The 12369-nt window shown below is 62.4% G+C and carries 13 protein-coding genes; 4 read left to right on the top strand and 9 right to left on the bottom strand.

What is annotated here, in order from left to right:
- Positions 1 to 2 precede the first annotated feature (2 nt).
- The 4 genes from ACZ0AJ_RS07465 (at position 3) to ACZ0AJ_RS07450 (ending at position 4096) form a co-directional block, all read left to right on the top strand.
- On the top strand, positions 3 to 1136 hold the full coding sequence (locus ACZ0AJ_RS07465) for a WecB/TagA/CpsF family glycosyltransferase (protein ID WP_499453586.1): 1134 nt from the start codon (positions 3 to 5) through the stop codon (positions 1134 to 1136).
- A 41-nt stretch (positions 1137 to 1177) separates the two neighbouring features.
- The gene (locus ACZ0AJ_RS07460; RefSeq protein ID WP_499453585.1) at positions 1178 to 2209 is read left to right on the top strand and encodes a glycosyltransferase family 4 protein; all 1032 of its coding nucleotides are present in this window, start codon (positions 1178 to 1180) and stop codon (positions 2207 to 2209) included.
- Between the two features lie 69 nt (positions 2210 to 2278).
- Positions 2279 to 3181, top strand: coding sequence for a beta-1,6-N-acetylglucosaminyltransferase (locus ACZ0AJ_RS07455; protein WP_499454393.1), 903 nt, complete (start codon positions 2279 to 2281; stop codon positions 3179 to 3181).
- A 30-nt stretch (positions 3182 to 3211) separates the two neighbouring features.
- On the top strand, positions 3212 to 4096 hold the full coding sequence (locus ACZ0AJ_RS07450) for a glycosyltransferase family 32 protein (protein ID WP_499454391.1): 885 nt from the start codon (positions 3212 to 3214) through the stop codon (positions 4094 to 4096).
- 65 nt (positions 4097 to 4161) lie between these two features.
- Here the strand turns inward: ACZ0AJ_RS07450 and ACZ0AJ_RS07445 are convergent, their stop codons facing one another.
- From ACZ0AJ_RS07445 to ACZ0AJ_RS07405, 9 genes are all read right to left on the bottom strand, one after another.
- Positions 4162 to 4806, bottom strand: a complete 645-nt coding sequence (locus tag ACZ0AJ_RS07445) for a prolyl hydroxylase family protein (protein WP_499453580.1) — start codon at positions 4804 to 4806, stop codon at positions 4162 to 4164.
- A gap of 12 nt (positions 4807 to 4818) precedes the next feature.
- Positions 4819 to 5046, bottom strand: a complete 228-nt coding sequence (locus ACZ0AJ_RS07440; protein WP_499453578.1) for a hypothetical protein — start codon at positions 5044 to 5046, stop codon at positions 4819 to 4821.
- A gap of 90 nt (positions 5047 to 5136) precedes the next feature.
- Positions 5137 to 5946 (bottom strand): class I SAM-dependent methyltransferase, encoded by an 810-nt coding sequence (locus tag ACZ0AJ_RS07435; protein WP_499454388.1) that lies wholly within the window; start codon positions 5944 to 5946, stop codon positions 5137 to 5139.
- A gap of 23 nt (positions 5947 to 5969) precedes the next feature.
- Entirely contained in the window at positions 5970 to 6266 is a 297-nt protein-coding gene (locus ACZ0AJ_RS07430; RefSeq protein WP_499453574.1) for a hypothetical protein, read from the bottom strand.
- Between the two features lie 164 nt (positions 6267 to 6430).
- Positions 6431 to 7291, bottom strand: a complete 861-nt coding sequence (locus ACZ0AJ_RS07425) for a glycosyltransferase (RefSeq protein ID WP_499453572.1) — start codon at positions 7289 to 7291, stop codon at positions 6431 to 6433.
- Positions 7292 to 7352: 61 nt separating this feature from the next.
- Positions 7353 to 8777: an MOP flippase family protein gene (locus ACZ0AJ_RS07420; RefSeq protein WP_499453570.1), complete on the bottom strand. Its 1425-nt coding sequence runs from the start codon at positions 8775 to 8777 to the stop codon at positions 7353 to 7355.
- Positions 8778 to 8785: 8 nt separating this feature from the next.
- On the bottom strand, positions 8786 to 9652 hold the full coding sequence (locus ACZ0AJ_RS07415) for a hypothetical protein (RefSeq protein WP_499453568.1): 867 nt from the start codon (positions 9650 to 9652) through the stop codon (positions 8786 to 8788).
- A gap of 81 nt (positions 9653 to 9733) precedes the next feature.
- Positions 9734 to 10939 carry a glycosyltransferase family 4 protein gene (locus ACZ0AJ_RS07410; RefSeq protein ID WP_499454384.1) on the bottom strand — a complete coding sequence of 402 codons (1206 nt, stop codon included), beginning with the start codon at positions 10937 to 10939 and terminating at the stop codon, positions 9734 to 9736.
- A complete protein-coding gene (locus ACZ0AJ_RS07405; protein WP_499454382.1) occupies positions 10936 to 12330 on the bottom strand; it encodes an O-antigen ligase family protein in 1395 nt (464 codons plus the stop codon). The genes ACZ0AJ_RS07410 and ACZ0AJ_RS07405 overlap by 4 nt, the downstream gene beginning before the upstream one ends.
- Positions 12331 to 12369 lie beyond the last annotated feature (39 nt).

Below are 12369 nucleotides of genomic sequence, written 5' to 3'. Positions count from 1 at the left end.
TTGTGCTGACCCCACACGACCGTGCGCCTGTCGTCACCGACTTCACGCGCCCCGTGTATTGCGTGCTGGGCCTGCCGTTCGACGCGCTGGACATGCAGCAAACCGTCGACTTGCTGCTGGCGCGCGCCGGCAGTGGCGAGCGCTGCTTCTTTTCCACGCCCAATCTGAACTTTTTGATCACCAGCCAGCAGGATCCGGTGTTCCGCGACTCGGTGCTGCGCTCGTCGCTGTCGCTTGCCGATGGCATGCCGGTCGTATGGCTGGCAAAGTTGCTGGGGTTGCCGTTCACCGACCGCGTTGCGGGGGCGACCGTCTTCGAACGCCTGCGTGACCAGCGCGCCATGCCGCTGGGTGTGTTTTTCTTTGGTGGACCGGATGGCGTCGCGCAGCAGGCCGCCGATGTGCTCAACGCCGGCGAGGGCCGCATGCGCTGTGTGGGGGCGTATTCGCCAGGCTTCGGGACGATCGACGACATGAGCACGCCGGCTATCATCGACCGCATCAACGCCAGCCATGCCGACCTGCTCGTCGTGTCGCTGGGCGCCAAGCGCGGGCAGGCCTGGATCGAACACAATCTGGCCGCACTGAACACGCCGCTCGTCAGTCATCTGGGCGCGGTGGTCAACTTTGTCGCAGGCACCGTCAGCCGCGCCCCTTCCCTCGTGGGCCGGCTGGGCCTGGAGTGGGTGTGGCGCATCAAGGAAGAACCGGCGCTCTGGCGGCGCTACTGGAGCGACGGCATGGCGCTCGTGCGCCTGCTCACCACGCGCGCACTGCCTGCGGCAATCGACGCGAGGCGTCTGCGCGCGGCCAGCGCTGCGCCTGTCCTGCAGGAAAGCGACGATGGCCAGCTGTACACATTGACGCTGGGCGGCGCCTGGCGTGACACAACGCTCGGCATACTGCGCACTACCCTCGCGCGCGCCACGGCGCAGCCACGCCGGATGCATGTCGTGTTGCGCGACGATTGCAGCCTCGATAGCGCTGCGCTTGGCCTGCTGCTGCTGTTGTACGGCCATCAGAGTAGAACGGGCATGGCCCTGAGCGTGGACGCTGGCAGCGCTTCGCTGCGCCGCACGATGCGCCTGCAGAATGTCGAGTTCCTGCTCCGTGGCCTTCCTGGCTCCGTGGGCTGACATCGGCAACCCTTGTTTTTCATTTGATTGGATCGTGCAGCATGGATTGGCTCGTATTGTCGCCGTTCGTTAAGACTACCTGGCCTGGCTGGTTGATGCCGTTCATCGACGCACGCCTGCACCGCACCCGGCAGGTGCCGGCCGATTACGATCACGACCGTTCACGCGCCGTATCGTCGCGCCGCGAATGGTTCGATTACCTGCGCCACGGCTGGCGGGGTTTCAGGCAAACGTTCGGCAAGCACCCGACCGGCATCGTCACGGCGTTCCCGCAGCTGGCCGTCATTGTCGCGCTGCTCAAAACGCTCAGTGGCCGCAAGAACGTGCCACTGATTGCGTGGTGCTTCAACCTGGCCCAGCCTTACGGCGGGATCAAGGGCAAGCTGGCCCGCTTCTGCCTGCCGGCGGTCGACCTGTTTGTCGTGCATTCGCGGGCCGAGATCGATATCTACAGCGCCTGGCTGGGGCTGCCGCGCGAGCGCTTTGTCTTCGTGCCGCTCAGCGCTGAATTGCCGGATACCGATATCTGGACGGACGAGCTTGATGACCCATATATCGTTGCGCTGGGCACAGCCAACCGCGATTACGCGCTGCTTGCCGAGGCTGCCGGGCAGCTGGGCTACAAGACGATCATCGTCGCCGGGACGCACGCCACCGCCCATATCCAGGCACCGCCCTGCGTGAGCTTTCGCTCCAACCTGACGCTGGCGCAATGCCACCAGCTGGCGCTGCACTCGCGCGTGAACGTCATTCCCATCGCGGACGTGAATGCGCCTTCGGGCCAGGTGACGGTCATCGAATCGATGATGCGCGGCGTGCCCATGGTGGCCACTGCCTGCGCCGGGACGGGTGATTATGTCGTCGACGGCGTCGATGGCTTGCTGGTGCCACCGAACGATGTACCGGCCATGGTGCGCGCGCTGCGCACGGTCTGGGAAGACGCCGCACTGCGGGGCGCGTTGTCGCGCAATGCACGCCAGGCGTCGCTCGACAAATTTACCTTCCCGGCGGCTGCGGCGCGCCTGACGGAATTGATGACGCAACTGGCCAACCGCCAGCCACGCCGCGATTGAGCCCATGCCGTCAGTTGAAACACGTGCCTGCGTCTGCGTCTGCGCCTTCGACGGGATGAACACTTCATCGTGGAATACACGGAGACAGAATTGATCGCTTATTTATTACTGGCGCATGGCAACCCCGCACACCTGCAGCGGTTGATCGCGCGCCTGCGCTCGGAGGGAACGGCGTTCTTCATCCATGTGGACAAGAAAGCCGATCAACGTGTATTTGCGCACCTGAAGGCGGATGACGTCACGCTATTGCCGGCGCCAGTTGCCGTGCACTGGGGCGACTTCTCCCAGGTGGAAGCGATTCTGCTGTTAATGAAAGCGGCACTCGCCGCAGGCCCCTTCACGCGCTTCGTTCTGCTCAGTGGCGTCGATTATCCGTTATGGCCGACAGCGTCCATCAACGCGTTCTTCGCCGACGAGCCGGCCGCCGAATACATCAATCTCGTGCCGATGCCCTCTGCAGCGGCCGGCAAACCACTCGCGCGCCTGACCACGTACACACTGCGCCCGACCTTGTCGCCCCTGCAGCGCCTGACCCTGCGCGTCTTGCTCAAAGCCCGCATCATCCCGCGCGTGCGCGATTACCAGCCTGCACTCGGCGCATTGACCCCTTATGGTGGCTCGACCTGGTGGGCGCTGACGCGAGCGGCGTGCGACTACCTCGTCGACTACACCGAGCGCAATCCGGCACTGGTCCGGTTTTTCAAGGGAACCCAATATGCGGACGAGACGTTCCTGCATACCATTCTGGGAAATTCACCGTTGATGGCCAACGTCAGGCGCAACCTGACCTATACCGACTGGAGCGCCGGCGGCGCCAGCCCGGCCAATATGTCGGCACGCCACGTGGACTACTTCCGCACCAAACCGCAATTTGGCGCCGACGATGTCTATGGCAGTGGGCCGATGCTATTCGCGCGCAAATTCAGCGACAGTGACGGCGCGCTGTTGCGCGCAATGGATTGTTGCGCTTGAACGCTGCAGACCGGATCAGGAGAAGATTGATTGAACACGAAGCACGCAATGGCTAACCGCGCCGAGAAATACGACCTCCCTGTCTTCGCGATGGGGAACGCCATTCCCAAGCAGATCCACCAATGCTTTTTCGGCGCGCGGACCTTTACCGAAGAGCTGGCGAACAACGTCGACTTCATCAAGCGGCTCAATCCCGATTGGACGCACACCCGGTACGACGAGCCCATGATGAAGCAATTCATTCTGGAGCACTACGGCGCGAAGATTCTGCGCTATTACGAGCGGATCAATCCAAACTACGGTGCAGCGCGCGCTGACCTGTTCCGCTATCTGCTGCTGTATAAAGTCGGCGGCGCCTACCTGGATATCAAGAGCACGATGACGCGCCCATTCGACGACTTCATTACGCCGTCGGATCGCTATCTGCTGGGGCAATGGGACGATCCAGATAACCTGGACCGCCTCGGCTGGGGCATCCACCGCGAGCTGGCGCATATCGACCGCGGCGAATACCAGCAGTGGCACATCATCTGCGCGCCGGGCCATCCATTCCTGCGCGCCGTGATCCTGTCGGTGCTGGCCAATATCGACCGTTATCTGCCGTGGCGCAATGACACCGGTGCGCATGGCACGTTCAGGTTGACCGGGCCGGTCGCCTATACACTGGCGATCCATCCTTTGATCGCGACCGAGCCGTACCGGCTGATCGATAGCCGCGAGAGTGGCCTCGTGTATTCGATCTTGAATCAGCGCAGCCACGCCAAGCTGTTCACGTCCCACTACTACCGGCTGACGGAATCGATCGTCAAGCTCAATACGTTCTGGACCGTCGTCGGCAAGCTGCGCCACTTCAAAGTACAAAGCAAGGCGCTCATCAAGCGCCAGCTGAAAAAACTGCTCGGTCGCCCCGCGTAGCGCCCGGCATCGATCAAGGGACAACCCGCTCCCCGGATTCAGGAAGCGGGCTTGAACAAGCCGGTTCAGTTGTCGACGTGGCCCGGGTAGAACACCCACAACACGATGATCTGCTTTTCACCATCGCGTACGGTTTCTCCGCCATGCAGCAGATGAGACGGGAACAGCAGTACGCGCCCGGTCCTGGGCACGCAGCGGTAATCGAGTGTGGGAAAGCTCGTTTCTCCTCCGGTGAAGCTGTCGTTGAGGTAGAGGATGACGCTGAACGCGCGGTACGGTTTGAGTTTGTTGGAGTCGGAATGCGGGATGAAAACGCCACCAGGCGGATAGCGCACGATTTCCGCCTCCCCGAATTGCTCGCTCGCCAACCCGTATTCCCCGTGGATGAATGGCAGCACCTGCTGGCGGACAAAGTCGAAAAACACGCCGGCAGCGGGGAAGTCGGCGAGATCGACATCGGCGAAATGTACCCGCTCGGCGATCCGCCTGGCCGGATCGAGCACCACCCGCATCTGTCCGGCACCAGTGGCTTCGTCATACTCATAGCGCGTGATCTTGGCCGCCTTCCACTGGTCATGGCCGCGGAACTCGTTGACGATGGCGGCGCAGCGCGCCGGTGAGAGCGCATCCGCGACGTAGACGCCGGAACCGACTGGTTCAAACGCGACCGTCGCGGATGGATGCTCGCACAATGTTTCCTGTGCAATCATCGCGGGCACCGCTCAGATAGTCCACTCGCCGTGCGGCGGGCGCACGCCCATCTTCTCCAGTTCGTCATACGAGCAGAAGCTGAGGCTGCCAAGTGCGCCGGCGCTCAGCGCCAGGTGTTCCTTGCCAAGCACCTCGCTGAGTGCGGAAGCAAGACGGAACTTCAACTGCGGCCGGTTATCAATTTCCCGGCGCAGACCGCAAATCGACAGTGGCTTGGTTACTTCGGCAATATCGCTCATTTTATTCTCCCGTTCGGTTGGATGTGGGTGTTGCCTGGGCTACCGTGGTGTGTATGGATTGTGCTGGTTGCACCTCCCGCGCATGGACAGCTAAGGGTTTGTCTTCGTGGCGACCAGCGCCAGCCGGGCGGCGCCGGCGTGGTAGGCATTGCCGCCGAAGCCGTCGTAATACTGCACGGCCGTGAAGCCGGCGGCGGCCAGCAGGCGGGCCAGTTCCTCCGTGTCATAGATGCGGCGGCCCCAGGCCAGCGACTGTCGCTCGTGGTCCCGCGCGACAATCACCTCTTTGGAAAGCCAGCCGTGCTCGTGGTCGAGCCGGGTGATCTCCTCGTAGCGAACGCCGTCGATGTCGCGCACCTTGTACGGATGGAACGATCTCGACAGCTGGTCGCGCGTGGTGATGTCGATCAGGATCTGCCCGTCGTTCTTCAATGACACGTACATGTTCTGCAATACCCGCAGGTTGTCGGCATCATCGCGAAAGTAGCCAAACGACGTGTTCAGGTTAAGAACAGCGTCGAACGCGCCGGCACGCCGGAAATCGCCCATGTCGGCAGCAACCCAGTCGACCGTCAGCCCGGCGCCCTGCGATCGCACCGCCGCTTCTGCCAGGTATTGCTCGCAGCGGTCCACCCCGGCAACCCGATGCCCGGCGGCCGCCAGCGCCATGCTGTGCCGTCCGGTACCACATGGCATGTCGAGCACGCTTGCGCCCGGTGCCAGCCGTAGCAGGCGCAGGATCGCCGCTACCTCACCCGGCGCAGCGGCCCAGCGCTCCGGACCGAAGATGAGGTCGCCGATGCTGGTCCACAGCGCATCGTCGAAACCGCGCGGCGCCGGCGTGCGTGCAGGTGCTGGCAAGGGGTGCTCGCCGGAGGCGTGCGCAGGATGGACGAGCATGGTGATGCGGCCCGGGCCGTGGGTTACTTCTTGCCGGTCCGCAGCGAACGCATGTGCGACCGGAAGGTCTGGATCGGCGCGATATTCACGTGGGTGCCGGTGGCGTGCATGATCGCGGCAATTGCCTTGCGGGCCTCGTCCTCGGTGTCTGCCTCGACGATGTCGATCGTCGTGTCAGCGTCGATCTTGTAGCTCGATACGATGTCGAACGACGGCGCTGCCTTGCGGTAGCCTTCGTGCGCGGCCTTTACCTTGCCAGCGAGTTCGGAACTGTGCAACAGGCCGTGCGGGAATTTCGTGGTAACCATGAAGAAGTTCATGCCAGATCTCCTCAAGTCGGGTTGTGTGTGCCAGCGAATTCAGGCTACGCGCGGCGCCCTGCCCTGGCAATTTGGGCGGCATAACACAACGATTGAATTTTTGGATGGTAGATCTGGCCGCCATAGCCGGCGTTGCAGCGCTGGGGCCGCAAGCGCCCGCCGATCTAGCGGATCGAATTGGCCAGCGACATCTTGAACTTGCCGGCCCTGATCTTCTTCAGCGCGAATTTGGCATGTTTTGAGCGCAGCATGACGCCCAGATCGCTGAGCGTCAGCCGGATCTGGTCGTACCCTGCCAGCGAATACAGCAAGCCGGCCCGGTCACCGGGCTGGCAGTGCTTTTCATAAAACAGGTGGGCAGCGCGAACGATTTTCTCGGACGACTTCTTGGTGATCCGCTCGAATTCGTGCGAGATATCCATGATGTAGGTATTGGCCTGAATGCTGTACGCCGGGCCGCCGGTCTTGATCAGCCGCACCCACATATCCCAGTCCTGCCACGCTGGCATCGCCGGATCGAAGGCGCCGGCGTCCTTCATGCGCTGCGGCGTGGTAAACACCTGGTTGCCGACAGCGTTCGACTGGACGATCTCTTCGGCCGAGACCGACGCTTGCGTGTCCCACAGCGCCACGCTGTCGCCGTCGTTGATGATGCGCCGGTCGAACAGGCACGAGAAGCGCACGCCGCTTTCCTGCTGGCGCCGCCAGGCGGCCAGAAAGGTCGCCAGTCGGTGCGGAAGAAAAATATCATCGTCGTCCAGACCGGTGATGAATTCGCCTCGCGCCACCTGAATGGCCAGATTGCGCGCCGCGCAGGCGCCCACCGACGTGTCGTTGTGAATCAGCGTGATCGCGATGTTTTCGTCCAGCCCGTTCACATAGTCGCACGTGCCATCGGTCGACCCATCCGACACGATAATGAGTTCGATCGGCCGGTGCGTCTGCGACAACACCGAATTGACGGCGCGCTTCAACAGATCGAGGCGGTTCTTGGTGGGTATATAAACGGTAATCAGGTTTTCCATATGCACGTCGTCGATCTCGATAAGGTGTAACAGCGCGGGATGGGCAGCATGCCGGGCACGATCACCCGGCCTTCATGCCGATCATTTGTTTGCAGCTCTGTACCACTGCTTTCGAAAACATCAGGGTCAATGCCCCGTAGATCACGGCGCCCGTCAGGGTAACGGTAATCAGGATCGTCTGCGGTGCATGACCGCCGTTCGACAGCATGTTGAACAGCGGATAAATGACCGCGACCATCACCATCGAGTACATGACGGGCTGCCAGATCACGCGCAGCAGGCTGGTCAGGCTCGTGTGCAATTCGCGCGTCGCGTAATAGAAGTGCGGCAGACCATTGAGGATATTGGCGACCAGATAGCAGGCCGCAACGCCCTCGATACCCCAATTCACACCGATGAAAAAGCTGCCGACCTGCAGCACGGAGCCCAGCAGGCCCAGTCGCATCATCAGATCGGTGCGGCCCGTCGACATGAAGACAGAACCCGTCGTCGAAATCAGCGATTGCAGAAAGCCCACCGGCGCCAGCCAGGCCAGAACGATCGGAACCTGCGCCCACTGCTTGCCCAGTGCGATGGCAACGAACGGCTCACGCAAGACCCACAAACCCGCCATCATCGGCGCCGTCAGGGTGGCGATCATGGCCAGCGCGCGGAAATACAGCCCTGCCATTTTGTCGCGCTCGGCCTGCTGCCGGCTCATCACCGGGAACAAGGCCCGGCCCGCGACATAGCTCATGCTTTGCAACGGGAACATCATGACCTTGTAGGCCTGGCCGTAAATGCCCAGCTGCACCGAGCCCAATACGCGGCCGATCACCATGCTGTCAGCGTTGCGCGCGAAAAAGTTAATGAAGTTAAAACCCGTCAGATTGCCGCTGAAGCCCCACAGGGACCGCAGTTCGGGCGCGCTCCAGATTTTCTTCGGCCGCCATGGGCTGGCCAGCCACAATTGCGTGGACGAGAGCGCCGCCGAGACCAGTGAATTCCACACCAGGCTGTACACGCCGTAGCCCATATAGGCCAGCGTGATGGCGACCGTGAGACCGACGACCGATGACACGATCTCGATGCGCGCGAGCGTCTTGAAGCCCGACCGGCGCTCCACCAGCGACTGGTGCACGGCACTGGCGCTGGTGATCGGGAACACGATCGACAGCAGGCACAGCACCGGTGCCAGCCGGTCGATACGGAAGTACGCTGCCAGAAATGGCGATGCGAGGACCAGGGCCAGCGTCAGGAACAAGCCCATCGCCATGTTCAGCCAGAACACGGTGCTCGTGGTCTGCTCGGTCAGGTTTTCCTTTTGCACGACGGCCGCGCCAGTGCCCATGTCGCGCAGCAGAAAGGCGAAATTGGTGGCGACGGTTGCCATCGCCAGCAAACCGTATTCGGAAGGCGGCAGCAGCCGCGAGAGAATGGTCAGCGAAATAAGCTGCAGGATGATTCTTGAAGCCTGCGACAGCGTCAGCCATCGCGCATTGGACATTGCAGACATTATGTTGTTTTTCTTTCTGTATCAAAGCCGTAGGCACCGATCATCGCCCGGATCTGGTTATCGTTCATCATGGCGCCCAGATTGTCTTTCCATAGCGCGACCTCCTGGGTGCCTTCCCAGGTATGGATCTCTTGTTGATGCGGCACGCGCTTGAAGGTGGCGCCGTTGGCACGCGCCATCCACCAGAACCAGATATCGTCACCGCGCGGGCAATGGGCCGTGAAGGCGTCGACATTCAGCACTTCAGAACCGAAGACATTCGGCGGATACAGCACGCCGCCGATCCCGGTCGGGAAATTCAATGTGCTCGATTCCGTATTGGCCGTCTCGAACTCCCATTCGTTGTAAGCGACAGGCAGCCCGTCGGCGCCCAGCTTCACGCGGTGCATCCGGTGGCAGATCACCTCGAGCCGCGCAGGATCACGCGCCGCCATCAGTTGCGCCAGCCAGTCCGGCCAGTAATGGACGTCGTCGTCGGCAATCACGATCGGCGCGTTGCAGCCCTGCTGCAGTAACGGGATCATTTTCTTGTACGACTTCAGGTCGTCGCACGGGACGATTTCCAGTCCGGCGGCGCGCAGCTTCGTCACTGCCGGTGGCAGCGCGGCCATGTCGCCGCGCGCGATCCACAAAATGGTGCGATCGGCCACATGGGACTGCGACAGCAACGATTTCAGGGTCAGGTGCAGCGTGCCAAAACGTGGCGGATACGACGTCAGCGATACGATCACGCCGGTGCCGGCACGCTGGCGGCGCGCATAGCGCCGGCCTTGTGTCAGCCAGTCCAGTTCGCGCCTGGTGTGCAGCGCCAGCATTTTCAAACGCCAGCGCAGCTTGAGGTAGATATCTCTTGTCCAGCTAATCATGAATCGTGTTCCCGGAGTGCGAAAAAATTGCGGTCGTGAGCGAGCGGCACCGGCGGGCCAACGGGCCCGCCAGCATGCGCGTCAAGCCCCGGTCTGGCGCATCAGTTGCGCCAGTTTCGCCGCTTCGGTGTCGACGGCGTGGCGCGCCAGCACGCGCCGATGGCCGGCTTCGCCCATCGCCTCGAGCTGTGCCGGCGTCGCCGCCAGGCACGCTTCCAGTGCGGCAGCGAGCGCCTCCACATCGCCAGCCGGGAACAGCCAGCCCGTCTCGCCATGGCGCACCAGTTCGGGAATGCCGGCGATATAGGTAGTCAATACCGGGCGCCGCAGCGCCATCGCTTCCATCACCACGACCGGCAGGCCCTCGGCAAAGCTCGGCAAGACCATGGCGCGCGCCGACAGCATTTCTTCGCGCACCTGGTCGCCGTTGATCCAGCCGGTGATGCTGATGTGGCTGCCCAGATTGTTGGCGGCAATGAGCGCCTCGATCTCGCCGCGCATTTCGCCGTCACCGGCCAGCACCAGATGGATCGGGATCCCTTTGGCCACCACGGCCTGGACCGCCCGCACCAGCAGCATCTGGCCCTTCTGCTCGCACAGGCGGCCTACGCACACCAGCCGCGGCGCAGCCGGGCTCGGGCGCGGCGCTACTGCGTGAAAGCCCGGGTCGATGCCGCAGTGAACCACCTGCACCTTGGCCCAGTCGGCGTAAGCCGCCCAGCGGAACAGCTGGCTGCGGCCAAACGAGCTGACGGCAACCACGAACGCCGAACGGCGGATCTTTTCACCCAGCCACAACAGTTCGGGCTTGTCGAATTCTTCCGGCCCGTGCACGGTGAAGCTGTAGGCCGGGCCACCGAGCATGCTCGCCAGCATCGCCACTTCGGTGGAATTGGTACCGAAGTGCGCGTGCAGGTGGCGCGCGCCATGCGCCGCCATCCACGGCACGATCCGGCAGGCTTCTGCCAGGTAGATCAGGTGCAGCGGCAACGGGCGATCGGCCCGCAAGCCGATCTTGCAGGCCAGGGCCAGCGCCTTAGCAAACCGGCCCGGCCGCTTGACGGCCATGCGCACGACGTCCATGGCCATGGCCAGCGCGCCGTCCTGGAGCACATAGCGCGTCACAGCGCGCTCACGGATGTCTTCCTCGTCGCGCAATTCATCTTTCCAGCCCCGCATGGCGAGGCGCTGCACGTTGTAGCCCTGGCGCTCGAGCGCCAGGATTTCGCGTCGGATGAAACTGTGGCTGATTTTGGGGTACTGGTTCACCAGGTACGCGATGTTCATACTTTTCCTTCATGATTGCCCGGCAGGCCAGACAGACCGGCCCCGTGGCGTGCTGCACCGGCCCTGGCCGTGCGCGCCTTGCTGACTGGATGCAGGTTCACCAGCGCGCACGCGCCGCCGACAATGAACCAGAGGTACCAGTTGAACACCAGGTAGCGGAACATATTGTCCGAGAACGACACGATCAGATACTGGATCACGATGGCCAGCATCAGGAACCCGGACACGGGATCGATGCGGGCCAGTGTGCGCAGCGTGCCCAGCACGCGGGCGTACAGCCACAGGTAGCACAGCAAGCCGACGGCACCCATCTCGAAGAAGAACTGCACATAGACATTGTGCGCATCCCACCGGATCGTGCGGTCCATCGGGAAGAACGTCCCCACGTGGTAACCAAAGCCGTCCAGTCCATAGCCGAGGAGCATGCGCTTGGTTTCCATCCAGCCGATGGCCGATTCCCACAGCATCACGCGCCACGCGAACGAGTTGAGCTGCGCGTTGCGCACCACTTCGTTGCCCTGCCCCAGGTCCATCAGGCGTTCGTTCACCGATGGCACGAACAGCAGCAACGGCAGCAGCAGCAGGTACAGCAGATAGCTGCGCTTGAAGATCAGTGCATACAGCACGAACACGAGGAAACACGCGAGCCAGGCGCTGCGCGTCTGCGTCAGCAGTAGCTGCACCATCAGCATCGGCATATACATACAGATGGCGATACGCCCACGCGGCGTGATGTTGTACAGCGGGCTCTTGAGCATGTACAGCCCCAGCACCAGCACCAGCGTCAGGTAGAACGCCAGCACGTTCGGATGCGAGAACGTCGACTGCAGGCGGAAGTCCCCGCCGCGCATATGCAGCGCGATATCGACGAGCGCATACAGCGTGGGCAGCAGCGACGAATACATCACCAGGCGGATGGCCTTGTTGAAGTCCTCGTTCGAGCGGACGATGTAAATCGCAATCATGAAGATCGCAAAGTTGGACACGATGCCCAGATACATTTTCAGCGCGTTGGTCTTTTCGTACGACAGCACCAGGCCCACGCTCATCATCACGACAAACGGCAACCAGAAACGCGCCAGCCGGCCAGGAAACGCCTTCGGCTTTTCCATCACCATCATGCACGCGATGATGATCACGAACAGGTTGATCAGGCCGCCGATACCCATGCGCACGCTGCCGATACCGAACTGCGTCGATTCCAGCACCATGTCGCCGACCGAGCGGAACAGCAGGATCAGCATCACCAGCTTTTTATAGTCGTAGATCAGCAGCACACCCAGCAGCAGCAAGGCAGGCAGCGCCGCCAGGCGGCCGAACTGGTACCCCATGCTGTCGCCAAACATGGGGATCACGGCGCCGACGGACAGGCTCAGGACGACCAGGGCCATGATGGTCCAGGTCGGAACGCCGAAGGGTTCCCTCAGCCA

The organism is Telluria sp. AC161 (assembly GCF_979258535.1).
The sequence above is the reverse complement of the archived record's forward strand: the minus strand, read 5'-3'. Positions and strand labels throughout refer to the sequence as shown.

Bases quoted from the DNA above. Each gene is read 5' to 3' on its own strand.
- ACZ0AJ_RS07415 (WP_499453568.1), bottom strand. From the start codon at position 9,652: ATGATTAGCTGGACAAGAGATATCTACCTCAAGCTGCGCTGGCGTTTG.
- ACZ0AJ_RS07435 (WP_499454388.1), bottom strand. From the start codon at position 5,946: ATGCTCGTCCATCCTGCGCACGCCTCCGGCGAGCACCCCTTGCCAGCA.
- ACZ0AJ_RS07420 (WP_499453570.1), bottom strand. From the start codon at position 8,777: ATGTCCAATGCGCGATGGCTGACGCTGTCGCAGGCTTCAAGAATCATC.
- ACZ0AJ_RS07405 (WP_499454382.1), bottom strand. From the start codon at position 12,330: ATGGCCCTGGTCGTCCTGAGCCTGTCCGTCGGCGCCGTGATCCCCATG.
- ACZ0AJ_RS07445 (WP_499453580.1), bottom strand. From the start codon at position 4,806: ATGATTGCACAGGAAACATTGTGCGAGCATCCATCCGCGACGGTCGCG.
- ACZ0AJ_RS07440 (WP_499453578.1), bottom strand. From the start codon at position 5,046: ATGAGCGATATTGCCGAAGTAACCAAGCCACTGTCGATTTGCGGTCTG.
- ACZ0AJ_RS07460 (WP_499453585.1), top strand. From the start codon at position 1,178: ATGGATTGGCTCGTATTGTCGCCGTTCGTTAAGACTACCTGGCCTGGC.
- ACZ0AJ_RS07425 (WP_499453572.1), bottom strand. From the start codon at position 7,291: ATGGAAAACCTGATTACCGTTTATATACCCACCAAGAACCGCCTCGAT.
- ACZ0AJ_RS07430 (WP_499453574.1), bottom strand. From the start codon at position 6,266: ATGAACTTCTTCATGGTTACCACGAAATTCCCGCACGGCCTGTTGCAC.
- ACZ0AJ_RS07410 (WP_499454384.1), bottom strand. From the start codon at position 10,939: ATGAACATCGCGTACCTGGTGAACCAGTACCCCAAAATCAGCCACAGT.